At 46.7% G+C, this 16960-nt stretch carries 17 protein-coding genes and 1 riboswitch; of the genes, 8 read left to right on the top strand and 9 right to left on the bottom strand.

The annotated features are described in order from the left end of the window. Positions 1 to 24: 24 nt before the first annotated feature. The 3 genes from MKZ13_RS02350 to MKZ13_RS02340 all read right to left on the bottom strand — a co-directional run bounded on the left by MKZ13_RS02350 (position 25) and on the right by MKZ13_RS02340 (position 2471). A complete protein-coding gene (locus MKZ13_RS02350) occupies positions 25 to 432 on the bottom strand; it encodes a DUF2809 domain-containing protein (protein WP_339181465.1) in 408 nt (135 codons plus the stop codon). Between the two features lie 4 nt (positions 433 to 436). Beyond that, complete coding sequence (locus tag MKZ13_RS02345; protein WP_221823915.1) at positions 437 to 988, bottom strand: GrpB family protein; 552 nt, start codon at positions 986 to 988, stop codon at positions 437 to 439. 376 nt (positions 989 to 1364) lie between these two features. Next, the gene (locus MKZ13_RS02340) at positions 1365 to 2471 is read right to left on the bottom strand and encodes an Ig-like domain-containing protein (RefSeq protein WP_339181460.1); all 1107 of its coding nucleotides are present in this window, start codon (positions 2469 to 2471) and stop codon (positions 1365 to 1367) included. 180 nt (positions 2472 to 2651) lie between these two features. Between MKZ13_RS02340 and MKZ13_RS02335 the strand changes: the two genes are divergently transcribed. Both MKZ13_RS02335 and MKZ13_RS02330 read left to right on the top strand, forming a co-directional pair. Further along, positions 2652 to 2855 carry a hypothetical protein gene (locus tag MKZ13_RS02335; protein ID WP_076253873.1) on the top strand — a complete coding sequence of 68 codons (204 nt, stop codon included), beginning with the start codon at positions 2652 to 2654 and terminating at the stop codon, positions 2853 to 2855. 16 nt (positions 2856 to 2871) lie between these two features. Continuing rightward, complete coding sequence (locus tag MKZ13_RS02330) at positions 2872 to 3489, top strand: hypothetical protein (RefSeq protein WP_339181457.1); 618 nt, start codon at positions 2872 to 2874, stop codon at positions 3487 to 3489. A 64-nt stretch (positions 3490 to 3553) separates the two neighbouring features. Here the strand turns inward: MKZ13_RS02330 and serS are convergent, their stop codons facing one another. Beyond that, positions 3554 to 4852: a serine--tRNA ligase gene (serS, locus tag MKZ13_RS02325; RefSeq protein ID WP_339181454.1), complete on the bottom strand. Its 1299-nt coding sequence runs from the start codon at positions 4850 to 4852 to the stop codon at positions 3554 to 3556. A 387-nt stretch (positions 4853 to 5239) separates the two neighbouring features. On the opposite strand from serS, the gene MKZ13_RS02320 reads away from it, so the two are divergent. Beyond that, positions 5240 to 6475 carry an MFS transporter gene (locus tag MKZ13_RS02320; RefSeq protein ID WP_336764052.1) on the top strand — a complete coding sequence of 412 codons (1236 nt, stop codon included), beginning with the start codon at positions 5240 to 5242 and terminating at the stop codon, positions 6473 to 6475. Positions 6476 to 6895: 420 nt separating this feature from the next. Here MKZ13_RS02320 and MKZ13_RS02315 read toward each other — a convergent pair whose 3' ends face one another. Then, positions 6896 to 7330, bottom strand: coding sequence for a hypothetical protein (locus tag MKZ13_RS02315; protein ID WP_339181450.1), 435 nt, complete (start codon positions 7328 to 7330; stop codon positions 6896 to 6898). Positions 7331 to 7533: 203 nt separating this feature from the next. Continuing rightward, complete coding sequence (locus MKZ13_RS02310; RefSeq protein ID WP_339181448.1) at positions 7534 to 8934, bottom strand: phospholipase D family protein; 1401 nt, start codon at positions 8932 to 8934, stop codon at positions 7534 to 7536. 435 nt (positions 8935 to 9369) lie between these two features. Next, a riboswitch (TPP riboswitch) is annotated at positions 9370 to 9482 on the top strand. Positions 9483 to 9702: 220 nt separating this feature from the next. Here MKZ13_RS02310 and MKZ13_RS02305 point away from each other — a divergent pair. The 5 genes from MKZ13_RS02305 to MKZ13_RS02285 all read left to right on the top strand — a co-directional run bounded on the left by MKZ13_RS02305 (position 9703) and on the right by MKZ13_RS02285 (position 13867). Next, positions 9703 to 10743, top strand: coding sequence for an ABC transporter substrate-binding protein (locus MKZ13_RS02305; protein WP_339181446.1), 1041 nt, complete (start codon positions 9703 to 9705; stop codon positions 10741 to 10743). 217 nt (positions 10744 to 10960) lie between these two features. Further along, positions 10961 to 11251 carry a thiamine-binding protein gene (locus MKZ13_RS02300; RefSeq protein WP_017690996.1) on the top strand — a complete coding sequence of 97 codons (291 nt, stop codon included), beginning with the start codon at positions 10961 to 10963 and terminating at the stop codon, positions 11249 to 11251. After that, positions 11251 to 12009, top strand: a complete 759-nt coding sequence (locus tag MKZ13_RS02295; protein ID WP_221823899.1) for an ABC transporter permease — start codon at positions 11251 to 11253, stop codon at positions 12007 to 12009. The genes MKZ13_RS02300 and MKZ13_RS02295 overlap by 1 nt, the downstream gene beginning before the upstream one ends. A gap of 37 nt (positions 12010 to 12046) precedes the next feature. Next, positions 12047 to 12955, top strand: coding sequence for an ABC transporter ATP-binding protein (locus MKZ13_RS02290; protein ID WP_221823897.1), 909 nt, complete (start codon positions 12047 to 12049; stop codon positions 12953 to 12955). An 81-nt stretch (positions 12956 to 13036) separates the two neighbouring features. Further along, on the top strand, positions 13037 to 13867 hold the full coding sequence (locus MKZ13_RS02285) for a TatD family hydrolase (protein ID WP_339181443.1): 831 nt from the start codon (positions 13037 to 13039) through the stop codon (positions 13865 to 13867). A gap of 321 nt (positions 13868 to 14188) precedes the next feature. Here the strand turns inward: MKZ13_RS02285 and nfsA are convergent, their stop codons facing one another. The 3 genes from nfsA to MKZ13_RS02270 form a co-directional block, all read right to left on the bottom strand. Then, positions 14189 to 14932, bottom strand: coding sequence for an oxygen-insensitive NADPH nitroreductase (gene nfsA / locus MKZ13_RS02280; protein WP_221823893.1), 744 nt, complete (start codon positions 14930 to 14932; stop codon positions 14189 to 14191). Next, a complete protein-coding gene (locus MKZ13_RS02275; RefSeq protein WP_076216037.1) occupies positions 14925 to 15524 on the bottom strand; it encodes a TetR family transcriptional regulator in 600 nt (199 codons plus the stop codon). Before MKZ13_RS02275 ends, nfsA begins: the two co-directional genes overlap by 8 nt. A 155-nt stretch (positions 15525 to 15679) precedes the next feature. Further along, positions 15680 to 16840, bottom strand: coding sequence for an ABC transporter permease (locus MKZ13_RS02270; protein WP_339181440.1), 1161 nt, complete (start codon positions 16838 to 16840; stop codon positions 15680 to 15682). Positions 16841 to 16960: the final 120 nt, after the last annotated feature.

Raw genomic sequence — 16960 nt, 5'->3', positions numbered from 1 at the left:
CACCCCTCCATGATTCACTTGAGTTCATGATCCAGCCATCTTATTTCTCAGGAAATAACGATCTATCACAACCATGCACAGAATACCGACCGTATATCGAATCAGATCAATTACCAGAAAACCATGTCCCAAAATAAGAGCACCTAATACGGTTGAACGTATCTCAATCAGCCAAGGCGTCTGAATCAACTGTGAGAACTCAATCATCCAGCTGAATACACAGCTCAAACACATCGCCCATACCAAGCTGCGATGAGGCCACACCATGCGTACTCCGAAATAAATCATGCCCGCCCAACATGCATCCCCGAAATGTTCATGCACCCAACCCGGCAATCGTTCACGAAAGTGTCTGGATGCGAGTCCTGCCGCCATGGTCATCATGACTGCGAAGAAATAGATCAGCCTGTCTTTGATAATTACGCTTTTCAATCAATCACACGCCTTCATCAAGCACTTGTAAAATAAATTGCGTTTTGGCAGCGGTGTACGATTCCCTATCTTCCTTGTTCTCATCAGCAAGCTTTGTCTTCAGGACGGCGTAAGCTTCCACCAGATCTGGGCGTTTTCTCAGCACATCCCGAAACCGAATTTGACGATCCCAGCGTTCTTCTCCCGGGCGCATAAGATGAAGGTGTACAGCTCTCTTGCCATCCTTAACCCTGACCCAGAATCGTCTGTACTCCCGTCCATCCAATTCAGGCGGAACATAGTTCCAGCCTAACGGATTCAGCTGATCCGCAATCAGATTCATGTCGTCCCATGACTGTACCTCTGCCATCAGATCAATAATGGGTTTGGCGGGTAATCCGGGAATGGATGTGCTTCCGATATGTTCGAATGAATGGATATTATACTGCTGTAGAAGACGTTTGAGTTGCTTGATTTCTTCCTGAGCCTGTGCGTCCCAATTGGGGTTGGCCGGAGCAATCTCTACCAACTCTGTCGCCCAGGCAGGCCAGTTCTCAGGTTGCATTGAATCTTTCATTCAGGTACCTCCTCTTCACCATGACATTTTAAATGGTAACCTTCTCTGTATTTTTCATAGGTGCTTTGCTTCATGCGCTCAATCGTAGTGCTCCGTTGAAATGTAAGTATGGAACTTAGGGATAAAAGAAGATATTTCAGGTAAGTCAGATCACTAGAGTTAGCGTCTGAGCTTATAATCGAAGCTTTCATATTCATCCCATCCAATCCCCTTATATAGTTGTTAAAGCAGAAGGCATTTCAGATACATATTTCTATATATCCAAAAAAGGAGCGTATGTCTACGCCCCTTGGTTGTCTGTTACCTTGATGATTTTAACGTGTCATGTACTGATTTTATCTTTGAATTGATGCAAAGCACTTCATTATATAAATATTTATTTTACTGTCACAGGGATCGTCACTTTTTTGTTGCCCCACTTGGCCGTGATAGACGTTTTACCTTTGCCTACAGCCACGATCTTGCCATTTGTTACTGTCGCTACGCCCGGCTTTGTGCTGCTCCACACCGCACTGTTGGTCACAACAGTGGTTTTGCCCGTATCATACTGGGCCATCAGACTCAGCGTTGTACTTCCCTGTGGGGACAAAACAAGTTTTTTCTGGCCTGTAATCAACTTTTTGAGCAAAGGTACAACGGTAACCTCTGCCTTTATTGTCTGATTTTGATAAGTTCCTGTCAAGGTTGCTTGTCCTTCTGTCAGCGTCTTAACGGCTCCATTTTTCACGATAGCTACATTTGTGTTGGAAGAGGTCCATATCACTTGTTTCGAAAGGTTAATGGTTTTGCCATTCGCGTAGGTGCCGATGACCTTCAACGCCTTGGACTTCTTGATGTTCAGCTGCATTGTGGCAGGAGTAACCTCAACTTTGGTAATCTCGTCCGTCACAGCAACAGGGACTTTCACAATCGTTGTTCCGTACTTGCCTTGCAGCAATACTCTGCCGGGTGTAACGCCTTTGATTTTACCGTTTTCCAGGACAGCCGAAGAAGTGGATACGGACCACACAATCTCAGACGTCACATCCTCTACCTTACCATTCGCACGTGTAATGCTTACTTTGGGAAGGGTGCTTTCACTGCCTTTAACAAAACTGTAGGATTTCGGTGAAGCTTTGATGCTTTTGATCTTCTCCTGCACTTGGACAACCAACTGGGCTTTAGCCCCGTCTACTTCTGCAAAAATCGTTGCTTCGCCCGCGGTAACAGCCTTGACTTTGCCTTTCACCATCGTCGCGACTGCTGCATTACTGGTGGACCAAGTCACGCCTTGGGTAACATCCTGCTTGTTATCAAAACCTTCTACCGTTGCCATCACCTGAAGCACAGCTGTTTCGGAGACACTCATTTTCTGCGGGCTGCTATTGGTTATTTCAATCGATGTCACATCACCAGTAGCCGCCAAGGCCAACGAAGGGACCAGTATTGTTAATGCCATAATTAGAGCAAGCGTGCCTCGAAGCGCCAGTTTGATTCTATTCATTTTTAATTTCCAACTCCCATAATCCAATATTTTACTTCTATTATATTATATCGGATACGAATTGCATAAAGTTGAATAACATAAGTGGGAGTCTTGGAACAATTCATGATTTTCATTGTATAATATGGGAAGGTCGCGTAATACTGTTTTAATAAACCTAAAAAATGGGGTGGGATATGTATGATCGAAAAGAATTTGCTTGATATGGTTTCACCTAAAAATAACCGTAAACGTATGAAAGCTATCGTCACTTCGACATCCACCAAGATTCGTCCTGAAGACGAAATGGTTCTATTGATGAAAACAGCCCGCAATCGTTTCAAAAAAGCCCTTGAATCTGGACAAATTGAAATCATTAACGAGCGTGAATGGAAGCTGCGTTAAAGAATATAGGTGAACCATGGAACGTATTCAAACACCAGAAATGCAGGAAAGAATTAAATGGGCTAAACAAAAATTGAAGGAACTTGCAGCTGATGTGACCAAAAGTGATTTAAAAGAGTTCTATGTGATGGGTATTATTACTCCTATTCTTGATGAATTAGATGCAGATCCAGCCATTATTGTTGGAGGACATGCTGTTGAACTATACACTTCTGGAAGTTACAAGACAGCTGATGTTGATCTGGTCATGATTAGAGATGATTTGGCCCGAAGTTTATTTGATCATCTGGGTTTCGTTCACGAAGGAAGACATTATTATGTCTCCGAAATGGACATCCCTATCGAAATACCTTCTGATACACTGGAAGGTTCAAAAGACAAGATTATCAAATTATTAACACCTGAAGGCTACTGTTACGTAATTGGAATAGACGACCTTATTTTAGATCGATTGAGAGCCTCCGAGTACTGGACAGATGCCCGAAGCTTGGAGTGGGCACGTTACCTGATTTACAGTCAATTTGATACGATTGATTTAACATACATGAGAAAAGTTGCAGCCGAAGAAGATCCCAAATTGGCAGCTCGACTTGAACAAGAGTACCAATGGGTAACAGATCATATGTTTAATTAGAAGGAACCCCTGTCAAGGGGTTCCTTTGCTAATTCTTCACTTCCTAGAGCGTTACCTAACCTCTCTACTTCACTTCATCCTGCTCTGGCAAAATCAAGCTCTCGGCACCGCCCATATAGGGCCGCAGGGCTGCCGGAATGTGAATACTTCCATCCTCCTGCTGATGATTCTCAAGCAACGGAATCAGGATACGCGGCGATGCCACCGCCGTATTATTCAGCGTGTGACAGTACGCCAACTTGCCTTCGGCATCCAAGCAACGAATATTCGAACGGCGCGCTTGAAAATCATGCAGATTCGACGACGAATGTGTTTCTCCATATGCACCGCGACTCGGCATCCAGGTCTCGATGTCATACTGTTTGTACGTTTTCTGCGACATATCTCCGATACATACAGCGACAACACGATAAGGAAGTTCCAGTAATTGCAGCAATTCTTCGGCGTGTCCCGTAATCTCTTGCAGCATGCGTTCCGATTCTTCCGCATCAGGGGCACAGAGAATGACCTGCTCAACTTTGGCAAATTGGTGCACACGATACAATCCGCGTACATCACGTCCGCCGGAGCCAACCTCACTGCGGAAACACGTCGATACCGCGGCCAGCTTCACAGGCTCTTGAACATCGACAATCTCATCCGCATAATACGAAACAAGCGGCACTTCAGAAGTGCCCACCAGCCACTTGTTCTCCCCTTGGAGTTCATAGACCTGATCTCGACCGGTTGGGAAGAATCCGGTGTTCACCAGCGCATCCTCCCTGACCATCAGCGGAACCTCCATCGGTGTGAAGCCGTGCTTCAGAAGCAAATCCAGCGCAAGTTGCTGTACTGCTCGATGTAATAACAGACCAGCGCCTTTTAATACATAACTTCGCGTACCACCAATCTTAACTCCACGGGGAATATCGATGAGATCATGCAACTCCCCAAGTTCCACGTGATCTTTGGTGTTATACTCGAACGTTGGCACCTCTCCCACACGTCGCAGCTCTACATTGTCTGCGTCCGACGAGCCATTGGGGGTATCCGGTGATACGATATTGGGTACCAGCCATTGCAGCTTGGTTACTTCCTCCTGCACAGGGGCGAGCCTCGCTTCCACCTGTTCCAACTGTTCATTGATCTGTTTCACCTGGGCCCGCAATCCTTCAGCCTGTTCCCGATTCCCCGCTTGCATTAGCTTGCCAATATCAGCAGATAACGTATTGCGCAACCTGCGACCTTCTTCAATTTCCTGCAAAAGTGCTCTGCGTTCTTCATCCCGCTCTAACAATGTGCGAATGTTGATCTTGATTTTTTTTCCGTCTGCTGCGGTCTGAACCTCTTCTGCATGTGCCCGAATCCATTTCATTTCCAACATGGTCACCGTCTCCTTTGGCTGTAAAAATACAAAGAGCGCCCTCATCCCTTGGGACGAGGAGCGCTCTGCTCGCGGTGCCACCCAACTTGCTGAATCAGGATATCCTGCTTCCAGCCTCTTGGTCCGCGATAACGGGCGGTTCCGGTTAACTTGGGGAAATATCGCTCCCCTGGCGAAAACGCCTCCGAGTTGGATGCTCTTCAACGGCATGGTCCGATCTGTAATTGTTGGTCTCAGTATATACGAACGCCGGACCTAATTGCAACCTTCTGTATCGATCAGGAATTCATGGCACAACTTAACATGTCCTGTTATGATAGACTTTGTCTTCAAGATTGCGCTTTATTGTGATCCTCAATTTATGTATATAAGTAGAAGGAGTTCTTTATGAAAAAATTACTTTGGATCGGATGTCTATCCTATTTCCTGATTGGACTTGCCCACGTTGTGCTCGGTTCCATTCTGCCGGTTGCACTTGAACATTATGGCAAAGATTATAGCCAAGGCGGAACGCTGATCTTCGCTCAATTTGCCGGATTCCTGGGTGGTGTATTGTTATCTCCATGGCTGAACAGACGCTTTGGTAAACGGGGAGGCCTGTTAATCGCCACAGCACTGCTCTGTATTGCAGAATTATCCTATATGCTGCTGCCATCATGGGGCTGGATGTTCGTCATTGCACCCGCAGCCGGCTTTGGATTCGGAATGGTTGAAGCTGTTATTGGCACCATTATCATCGCTGCGATCAAAGACAATACAGCCGTTGCCATGAGTCGACTGGAAGTGTTATTCGGAATCGGGGCGATGGTCATGCCGCTCGTTGCCAGCGGTCTCATTGCTGCCGGATACTGGCGTCTCTCCTTTCTCGTTGTTGCGATCTGCGCAGCGCTGACCTTTGTTTTCTGGGCAAAAGGATCATTCGGTGAACTCGATAAGTTTCTGGAGCGACAGAGTTCAAATCATGCTTCCGTAAATACGCACTCTGCTGGAACATCGGGTGAGATGCATCCCGCATCTGCAAGTACATCCAGTCCAACCTATCGTGGCCGTAACAGGACTCTTCTGGTATTATTCGTCCTGTTCTTCTTCCTCTATGTTGGCACAGAGATGAGTCTTGCGAACTTCATGCCGGCGATCCTGATTGAGAAAATGAACATGAAGGAAGCCGGAGCAGCGCTTAGTGTCACCTGTTTCTGGATTGCCATGTCCGTGGGAAGACTCTTCGCCGGGTATATCGCAGAGAAATTCCAATACCGCGTCTATGTTCTGTACAGTTGTCTTGCATCTGTTCTTTTGTTAATGGTATTTCCATTTACAAACCAAATCTGGTCTGCATTTCTCATCATCTTACTGCTTGGACTTGCGATGTCAGGGATATTCTCCATTGCCCTTGTCTTTGCCAGTAAACTGCTGCCCGGAACAGAAGAATCCACACCCAGCATTTTGATTGCCTCAGGTGGGGTTGGCGGTGCCATTCTGCCTTTGACTACGGGATGGAGTCTTGATCATCTGGCGGTTAATCAGTCTGCATGGATGCTTGCCATTTTTGCAGTTGGCCTGCTTGTCATTAGCGTAATCACGTATCAATGGCAGAACAAACATATAGCGAATTCTGCGACTTAACAGTTATGTGTCGATCCAGTCCTGAGGATTAGATATACCTATTAAAGAAATCGAGATGTCTACTGTCATGACCTGACGGTGGGCATTTTTTTGTAGCGTTACTTTGTATAAAGAACCTAGCACACGCTATTTATCTGCATTTTAGGATATTTGAAATCTAACGAATCCTAGAGACGTTATTATAGATAATTATCTCAAATTCAAGGTCTCGTTGCAGTTTTTTAGCATAATAACGCCGCTGAGATTCGTTAGATTTTTTATTCCCTAAAAACTGGCCTAATAAGATGTTCTCGATTCGTTAGCGCTGTAATCATGGCGGCAAGTGCCCCATCTTTGCCTCTGATCACCTTAAATCAAGGGAAAGAATTCGCTCTATTCATTTGCACAAGATTGCCCAGGAAATACTTATGGCCAACCGAATCAAACACTTTTGTTAACGACAGGCACTACAGGGCCATTGCCTTTGATGAATTTACCGAATACATATCGGACGAGGGGTCCCAAAATGATCAATTGATATGGCAGCGCCAGGCTGAAGTTACGAGCAATGGTATGGAGATACGTACGGAATACGGATGACCCACTTAATTGATCAGCGAAATATGCTGAAACCATCCCATACAAGGACATGACCAGAACCATGCCAATCACCATAAAAAATGACATGGCTAGCACACCCAGAATTTTGTTGGACTTGTCAAAGGGCAAGGAAAAAGCAATCTTTCTCGCCACAGGGCCAACAATGAAAGACTCCACCAGAAACGCGATGACAAAACATAATATGAATTGAAGCAGTATCTCAAGCGGGGACATCTTACCGAGTAACCCACTGTGCCATAAATTGAATGTCATCATGACGACAACCATTCCTGTACACATCATTAATCCGAAAATAATTTGTTCCTTCTTGCTTGTTGGCAATTCTCTCATCCTCTCTGTTTACCTTCGTAATTATAGAGATGAGGAAACCCTCCACATAAGTGAACATTCTGTGAACAATCGTGATTTTTCCAAATTAAAATTTGTAAAAGTAGCTATATCTATTAGCTGGTTCTTCTCTACAACAGAAATCTCCAGAGAAAAGACAGTTTGGATAAAGCTGTGATTGCCATTCGTTTGAAAACAGGGCCTTTCTGATTCGTAGATTCTGCTGGATACTCACCATTATTCACACGTGTACTATGTGCACGTTTGATATCCATAGCTTCTGTTAGTTCGTTGGCGAATGCAAAACCAGAAATGACCACAGCAGATTCGGTATTTAGAAAGGCGGATCTGGGATCAAGGTTATACGAACCAACCATGCTGCGGTAATCATCCATGACAAATGATTTGCCGTGTATGGAATAAGGGCCTTGGTATTCATAAATGGCCAGATTGGTATCAAGCAACCGTTTCTTAGAGCTTAAGTATCCCGCGAAAGCCAAAGGGTTAGGGGTCTGCTGGATTGAATTGGTTACCATGACCCATTCTGCTTTTGGATTCATCGACAGATGTACGGCTTTCTTCATTTTCTTGGTAGGAATGGCATATGGCGTCTGAAGGTACACCTTCGACTTTGCTTGATTGGCGAAATGAACAAATGCTCTCCACATGATCGGGTCTTTATACAGCCTTTGGATTGGATTGTGAATGAAAGCGACGTGGTCGGAACGAAGAGCCTCTTGAGCCCATTCCTTCGGCAACACTTTAACAAAAGGATCGCTCTGAGCCCGAGCTTTTTTATATAACTGAGCCAGCCGAGCCAGCTCTTTTAACCCCTTTGCATGATGTTGACGTTTGGCATGTTTTTCTGGTTTGGTGAATGGATGTTCCCATAACAGATCTATATATTTTTTCATTTCAACAACTGTGCTGTTCGTATTATGGTTTGGATTGTAAACAAGGACATCCCGATCGAATACATAGTCTTTTTTGGGTTGCAATGCCATGTATCTATCACCAATATTTTGGCCGCCAATGATGCCATATGTGTTGTCGACAAGAAAGATCTTGTCATGCAGACGGTTATGCCATGTCCATGGCATAACTATGTTGAGTGGTTCATAATACCTTAACTCCACATTGGGGTGAGCTGCAATGGCATCTGGAATATCACGCAATTCTCCGCGCATGTTGTGAAAAATCCCGTCTAAAACGATTCGAACATGAACACCCCGATCAGCTGCATCGAATAAAGCAGCAAAAAAGAGTTGAGATGTTTTTCCTTTTTGGATGGAGTAATAAGCCAGGTCGATGCTTGTTTTCGCCTCTCGAATGGTCTGGATTCTCACCTGACCGGATTGAAAGCCGTCCTCCAAGAGCAGTACGCGATCTGTCGTACTTCCTGCGGTTAACAATTTTTGCATATCCGTATTTTCAATAGTAGATGGAGACGGAACCAAAAATAAAAGGTAAGCTGTGAAAAAAACGTAGACACAATAGGACAGAATAATTGCGAATATGGTTTTAAGGATCATTCAGTACGCCCCCATTTTTATGTAAAAAGTAATTATTTGTATAGCAGTACTATCTCCTTTTGTATCTAAATTATGTTGTTTAAATGAAGCAAGCGTCTCCGGTCAAGGTCAATCGATCAAAAGCTGATCGCTGAAATAGGGAAAGCAGCCCTGATGCGACGAGATATCAAACATCGGATTTGATCCAAGTATTTGTGGGGAGCCTTCCAGATCTTCAGCACTTAGGCTATGGCCCACTATCCGATGCTTTTGCACTCAGCCAGATTGCCTTATATGATTCGCCACGATAATTATTGAAAATAACACATCTAAACAGGCTGATATACATATGTATAACGACCTGTTTGATAAGTTCATACGTGTCCCCATCCAGTTCCTGACTGGACACGTTCCACCCGCTGGCCTATAATTACACCTAGTAATGCCCGTAACTTCATAGTTTCCCAGGGGAGTCGGAATTGGCCGGCTGAGAGTGTATCCCACCAAGATACTAACCCTTAGACCTGATCTGGATCATGCCAGCGTAGGAATCGGAGTATATCGAAATGGCACAGCCCTATGGCTGAACGCCACCTCTCTAACGCCTGCACGCGTCCCGGAATACGGGACGCTTTTTTAATGTTCTTTTATATAGCCAGAGAGCTAAAAAAGTGACGTTATCCAGATCTCAACTGGTATAAATCTGTCGATTTATGCAAGATGATTGGATATGAAGCCAAGGAGTACCCCGGGCCAATCGGCCGGACATACCGAAGGAGAGAACCACAGATGAAATGGCGTAAAACGATGGGATTGTTGCTCTTATGCGTGCTTATGGTGACTGTAGCCGCATGTGGTGGCAAAGAAGCTGCCCCAGCTGGGCAGAACGGCAACACAAATACGGAAAGCAGCAACGAAGGTGACACTGCCGCCCTGAAAGATATTAAAGTGGTGCTCGACTGGACACCAAATACGAATCATACCGGCCTGTATGCGGCTGTAGATCAAGGTTTTTACAAGGCCGAAGGCTTGAACGTGGAGGTTGTACAACCAGGTGCCGGTGGCGCAGATACGATGGTTGCCTCCAATGAAGTACCGTTTGGCGTAAGTTATCAGGAGAGTGTAACTCAAGCCCGCACACAGGGTGTTCCATTGGTCTCCATCGCAGCAGTTATTCAGCATAATACATCCGGGTTCGCTGCTCCGGCAGATCGGAATATCAAATCACCGAAAGATTTTGAGGGTAAAACCTATGGCGGTTGGGGTTCCCCTGTGGAAGAAGCCGTGATGCAATCCATTATGGAAGGCGACGGAGCCGATGTATCGAAAGTGAAAAACATTAACATGGGTGACGCTGACTTTTTCACCGCAGTGAAACGGGATATTGATTTCGCGTGGATTTTCTACGCCTGGACAGGCATTGAAGCCGAACTGCGCGGGGAACCGATCAACATGTTATATGTGAAGGATTATTCAGAAGCATTGGATTACTACACGCCTGTCCTCGTAACCAACGAGCAAACGATCCAAAACGACCCTGAGTTGGTGAAAGCATTCCTGAAAGCCACCTCCGAAGGGTATCAATATGCGATTGATCATCCCGAAGACGCAGCCAACATTCTGATCAAGGCCGTCCCTGATCTGGATAAAGACCTCGTGCTGGCAAGCCAGAAATGGCTTAGTCCAAAGTACACAGATGACGCCCCGCGCTGGGGAGAACAAAAACAGGAAGTGTGGCAAAACTACACTGACTGGATGTTTAGCAAAAAACTGCTGGATGAACAGATCGATGTGAGCAAGGCATATACAAACGAGTTTTTACCCCAATAAAAATTGCTTAAGTTTAACTTTTTTACACAAGAACGAAGAGTGCAGAACCCATCTGAAGAAACAAAGTGTTCGCCTTTATCTCCGGATTTCCCCCATTGAAAATGGATTCAAGAAATCTGGGGATAACAGCGATCGGAAGAGGGTACTGCAATCGGAGTGATAAGTGTAAACCTGGTTCAATTCATGCAATTTATCACGAAAGGAGCCGTGATCTCTCATGGCAAGCACATTACTTAGCATTCAGGTTATCCCGAAAACGCCAAATGGCGAGAACTCTTATCCTTACGTAGATCGCGCCATTGAAGTTATTCAGCAATCCGGCCTGAAATATCAGGTGAACGCACTCGACACCACGATGGAGGGGGAACTGGAGGAACTGCTGGAGGTTGTCCGCAAGATGCACGAGGTACTCGTGGAGGCTGGCAGCCCAAGCATCATCTCCCAGATCAAAATCGCCCATAGCCCTACTGGCTTCAGCATGGATACCCTGACGGAGAAGTATCGCTAATGCATGCCTATTTCAAAAGTGTATGGCCGCCCATTGTGGCGGTTATTCTCTTTATAGCGATATGGCAGGGAGCCGTCTCCCTCTTCCATATTGAGAAATGGATGCTGCCTGCACCGTCCGATATCGCCCGCGAAGCAGCAACTCAGGCCGAACGGCTTGGCATGCACGCTTCCGCAACCATTCAGTTAACGCTTATCGGATTCGCCGCTGGAACAGCGGTTGGATTACTGATTGCGATGGTGCTGCATTTGGTCCCTTTTCTCAAGTCAGCCCTGTACCCTCTACTTATTCTTAGTCAAAATATCCCGACCATCGCGCTCGCGCCGCTCCTGTTAATCTGGTTCGGATTCGGACTGTTGCCCAAGCTGATTACCATCATCCTGGTCTGTTTCTTCCCCGTCGCAGTGGCGGCCATGGACGGCTTGACCCGTACTGACGCGGCCATGATGAACTATATGCGCATGGCTGGTGCGAAACGTCATCATTTCTTCTGGAAGCTGGAGCTCCCCCATGCGCTGCCATCCGTGTTCTCCGGTGTCAAAATCGCCGCTACCTATAGCGTGATGGGTGCCATCATTGCCGAATGGATTGGTGCAGACAAGGGTATTGGTTATTATATGATGCTGCAAAAGTCGGCTTATCGTACGGACCGCTTATTCGTGGCGATCATGATTATTGTCGCGCTCAGCTTGCTGCTCTTCCTGTTCATTGCCCTGCTGGAGAGGCTGCTCGTGCGCTGGCGGCCACAGAAGCGGTAGTAAAGCATGTAATCTGTATATAGGAAGTGATGACCATATGAATCGACAACAGGATGAACAAGTCCAGCCTGGACGAGGAGCAAGTGTAATAGAGCCAACGCACGGTGAAAAGTTTAACTCGGCTACGCCTGATCGACCTGCCAACACGACTCCTGCTCCGGTTCCACCTGCACTGGACGTTGTTAATGTTCATGCATCATTCCGTGAACGGCGCAGCAAGCTACCGGTTCTGAACGGCCTGTCCCTGACTGTGGAGCAAGGCGAGTTTGTTGCTATCGTTGGACCTTCTGGCTGTGGCAAAAGCACTCTGTTCCATATCATCGGCGGTCTGCTGAAGCCACAGGAAGGCCAAGTGCTTATGAACGGTCAGAATGTAACGGGACAGCGTGGCAAGATAAGTTATATGCCCCAACAGCCCGCCCTTTTCCCTTGGCGTACCATTGAAGATAATGTACTGCTTGCTGGAGAAGTAGCTTCAAGCGCTCCCCCTCGGAACGAAGCACTTGCAGAAGCTCGTAAGTGGTTAAGCAGCGTGGGTCTTGCCGGGTTCGAGCAAGCCTATCCTCATATGCTGTCGGGCGGAATGCAGCAGCGTGCGGCATTTTTGCGCGCCCTGCTCAGTCCGCAGGAACTCATGCTGCTGGACGAACCTTTCAGCGCGCTGGATGCACTGACACGCAGCGACATGCAGCGCTGGCTGCTCGATATCTGGGAACAGAACCGCCGCTCGGTGCTGTTCATCACCCATAATATCGAAGAAGCATTGCTGCTAGCGGATCGGGTCTATGTATTATCCAACCGACCTGCAACGGTGTTGCACGAGGTACATGTTCCTTTTGATCGCCCAAGACGAGAAGAAATTACGGAGGAATCCGCTTTTCTGGAGCGTAAACGGCAGATTGCACAGTGGATGCGAGAAGAACAGCAGAAAGCCCGCCTATCATAATAGCGCGGGTTTTTAAGTTATTATTTTCCTTTAATGGGTGATCCACTACAAGAAATTCTGCGTAACATAGTTAGAATATAAATGACCACAAGGAGGAATTCCCTCGTGCATTCTCAAGCTTTTGCACCATTAATTGATGCTCATATTCACTTCGATCAGTATACCCCTGACGAACAACACGAGATGCTGCTATCTTTCCCGTCTCAACAAGTCGAGGCAGTCATCGCCGTGTCCATGAATCTCGCTTCTTCCCAGGCCAATCTGGAGCTTGCAAAACAACATCCACGTAACATCTATCCAGCCTTCGGTTTCCATCCAGAACAGGAACTGCCGTCCGTTGTAGAAATGGACCTGTTCTTCCAATGGATCGAGAAGCATATTGGACAAGCTACAGCCATAGGAGAAGTCGGCCTCCCCTATTACAACCGTCAGGAAGCGGAGCAGGCAGGGCAGCGCTTCGATCAGAGCGGGTATATCGAGTTGCTTGAACGTTTCATCCAGCTCGCCAAAAAGCACAACAAACCACTTGTCCTTCATGCGGTATACGAAGATGCGGATATCGTCTGTGATTTGCTGGAGCAAAATCAGTTCCGACGCGCCCATTTCCACTGGTTCAAGGGTTCTCGCGAAACCATAAGGCGTATGGCTGATAATGGCTATTTCATCTCTTTCACGCCAGATATTCATTACGAAGAAGAGATTCGTGAACTCGCCCGGCAATATCCATCGGAACAAGTCATGGCCGAGACCGACGGACCTTGGCCCTTCGAAGGACCATTTCAGGGACGAATGACACACCCTGCCATGACCAGACAGGTCATCCAGGCATGGAGTGAGATCACCGGCATGGGAACCGAGCGGGCCGCCCGGCTCTTTTATCAGAACACAAAGCGTTTCTATGGCTTAACTTGAGTACAATCAGGTAACAGCAAGTACTATCGCTTGTCCTGCCAGCACAACACAAAGAAGCCAGTCGGCTTCGCCCCGACTGACTTCTAGTCTACTATTATATATCAGTTGAACTAAATTTTTACACAGGAACGTAGAGGACAGAAATAACCTGAGGAAGCAGAGCGGTCGTCTAAAAGCTTTCTGAAAGAAAGCTACTTCGGAAGCATACGCTATCACTAGATTTTCACCTTCACAAAAATTGGATCAAAAAATCTGGGGATAACAGCGATCGGAAGGTTGTTCTGTCATCGGAGTGGCAAGTGTAACTACCTTCAGTTCAACTTAACGCTTCAAGAATCCTTTGCCTTCCAGGAACGGTCTCACTTGCAACCGTGTCGGCTCAGTCAGGCGCTTCGCCATCAGTTCGGACCATGGAGTCGTTCGTTCACCGTTAGTCCGTTCTTTCATGTACGCCGTCGTTGTCTCATCATACTGCTCAACACCTTTGATGCTCTGCTCGGCATTATAACGATTATGATGCAGGATTGCATCCAGCGGCAGACGCGGCCGAATTCCCGTTTCCTGATCTGCAACACCAATGCACATGCCATACACCGGATATACTCCTTCCGGCAAATCCAGCAACTCAGCTACTTCCTCAATCCGGGTACGAAGCCCCCCAATATATACGATTCCGAATCCTAGTGACTCCGCTGCAAGAGCGGCATTCTGGGAAGCCAGAGCAGCATCAATCGTGGCTACCATGAAATTCTCTGTTGAATCAGCATACGATTCCTTTTCAGGAAGATGACGTTTCGCAGCATCACTCAGCCGATACAGATCAGCACACCATACGAGAAACACCGGACATTCATTGACGTAGGCCTGATTGCCTGCCAATTCAGCCAGCTTGGATTTCTGCTCTATGTCAGTCACAGCAATGACGGTATAGGCTTGTACACTACTTGAAGAAGAAGCCATCTGACCCGCTGCTACGATGGCTGCAAGCTGCTCATCACTCACCGGGTCAGGCTTGAATTTGCGTACAGAGCGGTGTTTCATCATTAACTCAATGGTTTCATTCATGGCTGTTCACTCCCAATCCTCGAAGTACGAACTCAATTGTCTGCTCAGCGAGTTCGTCTGTATTCATATCCTGATATTCAAAGCCAAACCGTGAATTCTTGGCCCGTTTGTGTGCCAAGGCCACACCCATTACCTGAAGCATCGCATAAGTTACGGACTCAATCTGAAACAATCCCTGGTCTTTTCCTTCTTGCAGAAGTTCCTTAACTCGAGTCCAGACGGGGTCCAGAAAACGAAATACGGTAGCTGTGCGATGTGTACGAAGTGTAATTTCAAGCTGCACAATATCGCTCATCTCCCGATCCGTCATCGTGAACTTCACAACTTCACCAATAATTCGTCGGATGCCTTCCACAGGCGAGGACATGGATTCTTCCGCCAGCGAGTTCATCATATGCCCAGGGAAAAAATGCTCAAATAAGGCTTCGAACACCTTTTCTTTGCCGCCAAAATGGTATGAGACCAGTGACACGTTCGCACCCGCCTCATCACAGATTTGACGAACACTCGTCCCGTCATACCCCTGCTGTGCAAAAAGCTTCTTGGCTGCAAGCAATATCCTCGTTTTGATATCCAATTCCGGTTCAGTCATTCCGTCCCGCTCCCTCTTATCCGTTCATTTCATCCGCTTCAGCTCAAGGGCTGTAGTCAGGTACTGTATCTGTCTATTATATTACACCAAGCACCCCGATGAAAATCATCGGGGTGCTTGTCCTATCTATGAAGCAATGGTATACATCTGCTGTATTAGTTGTTTGCCTGAGCCGGGCTTGGAGCCATAGCTGGCATGCGTTGTTTTTTCAACAACGTCACGACCAATGACAACGCAACGGCAACCAACAGTACAATCACGATGGAACCTACAGCAGACTGAACTCCTGGGCCTCCCAACTGCACGCTCAGAATACCCTGAACGGCGTATGTTGCAGGCAGGTACTGCCCAATGCCGCTATAGAAGCTGTTCAGCAATTCACGCGGTACCATAGCACCGGAGGATACCAGTTGCAAGGACAGTGAGATGATGTTGAACAGACTTCCCGCTGGTCCGAAGCAGATCAGGAAGAACTGGGAGAAGAACATGAACGTGCACAGGAAGAGCGCCTGGAACAACCAGAATGCAACGAATCCTTGTGCAATCTGTCCTCCCAGTGCCACGATCAATGATGATCCCAGCAGGGAAACGACCAATGCAGAACCCACGTTAATGACTACTCTCGCGCCAAACAAAGTCAATCGGGAATAGGTAGATGACAGCATACCCATGGCTGTCTGGAGGTTCATCCCCATGATCATGGCACCTACATAGGAAGCCAGTACCATCATCATCGGCACCATCTGATTATTCATCCCGTTAACCGGGTTGATGGACGTTGTCGTTCCTTCCACTCGGGTAGTCAGGTTTGTCGCGGCTTCAGCAGCCTGATCGGCAGGCGCACCTGAAGCGGTCAACACCGTCTGTACCCCTTGTGCTGTAGCTTGTTTGTTAATTGTGTTTGTCACACTTTGTGATACACCTTGCATCATGCTTTTAATCGTAACCGGGTTTGCTTCATTAAGGGTGTATATAATCTCGGCAGTTGAGCCAGCCGTCTGAAGCAATTCGTTAAATCCAGCCGGGATATCCAGCACCATGTGTACTTGGTGATGATTCAGCTGATCCAACGCTTCAGCCGCACTCAGATTGGATACGGTATGAAAAGGCAGTGTTCCTGCGAGCGAATCCGCAATTCCTTTGGACATTTCGCCGTCTTCGTTCACAATCGCAACCGTCAATTCTTTCGTACGGTCATTTACTCCAGAATATGCGGTCATCCAGATCACGCTAAAGATCACTTGGAACATAAGTGCTGTTACGATCCCTACAATCACTGGCGGTTTTTTAAACAATGTACGTAAAGCCTGTAACATAAAAGGTGTCCTCCATTACTCAAATAGTTCTAATTTGATTTAAACAGTTGTTTGAATCAAACGATTGTTTAAATTTTATGTGAATATGTCCATATTGTCAACTCATTTTTGAAAAATTCA

This window comes from Paenibacillus sp. FSL R5-0701 (assembly GCF_037973995.1).
Taxonomy (GTDB): Bacteria; Bacillota; Bacilli; order Paenibacillales; family Paenibacillaceae; genus Paenibacillus.
This window is presented reverse-complemented; position numbering and strand designations above follow the sequence as displayed.

Coding starts and splice junctions, on each gene's coding strand:
- MKZ13_RS02345 (WP_221823915.1), bottom strand. CDS start 988: ATGAAAGATTCAATGCAACCTGAGAACTGGCCTGCCTGGGCGACAGAG.
- MKZ13_RS02340 (WP_339181460.1), bottom strand. CDS start 2,471: ATGAATAGAATCAAACTGGCGCTTCGAGGCACGCTTGCTCTAATTATG.
- MKZ13_RS02335 (WP_076253873.1), top strand. CDS start 2,652: ATGATCGAAAAGAATTTGCTTGATATGGTTTCACCTAAAAATAACCGT.
- MKZ13_RS02330 (WP_339181457.1), top strand. CDS start 2,872: ATGGAACGTATTCAAACACCAGAAATGCAGGAAAGAATTAAATGGGCT.
- serS (WP_339181454.1), bottom strand. CDS start 4,852: ATGTTGGAAATGAAATGGATTCGGGCACATGCAGAAGAGGTTCAGACC.
- MKZ13_RS02320 (WP_336764052.1), top strand. CDS start 5,240: ATGAAAAAATTACTTTGGATCGGATGTCTATCCTATTTCCTGATTGGA.
- MKZ13_RS02315 (WP_339181450.1), bottom strand. CDS start 7,330: ATGATGACATTCAATTTATGGCACAGTGGGTTACTCGGTAAGATGTCC.
- MKZ13_RS02310 (WP_339181448.1), bottom strand. CDS start 8,934: ATGATCCTTAAAACCATATTCGCAATTATTCTGTCCTATTGTGTCTAC.
- MKZ13_RS02305 (WP_339181446.1), top strand. CDS start 9,703: ATGAAATGGCGTAAAACGATGGGATTGTTGCTCTTATGCGTGCTTATG.
- MKZ13_RS02300 (WP_017690996.1), top strand. CDS start 10,961: ATGGCAAGCACATTACTTAGCATTCAGGTTATCCCGAAAACGCCAAAT.
- MKZ13_RS02295 (WP_221823899.1), top strand. CDS start 11,251: ATGCATGCCTATTTCAAAAGTGTATGGCCGCCCATTGTGGCGGTTATT.
- MKZ13_RS02290 (WP_221823897.1), top strand. CDS start 12,047: ATGAATCGACAACAGGATGAACAAGTCCAGCCTGGACGAGGAGCAAGT.
- MKZ13_RS02285 (WP_339181443.1), top strand. CDS start 13,037: ATGACCACAAGGAGGAATTCCCTCGTGCATTCTCAAGCTTTTGCACCA.
- nfsA (WP_221823893.1), bottom strand. CDS start 14,932: ATGAATGAAACCATTGAGTTAATGATGAAACACCGCTCTGTACGCAAA.
- MKZ13_RS02275 (WP_076216037.1), bottom strand. CDS start 15,524: ATGACTGAACCGGAATTGGATATCAAAACGAGGATATTGCTTGCAGCC.
- MKZ13_RS02270 (WP_339181440.1), bottom strand. CDS start 16,840: ATGTTACAGGCTTTACGTACATTGTTTAAAAAACCGCCAGTGATTGTA.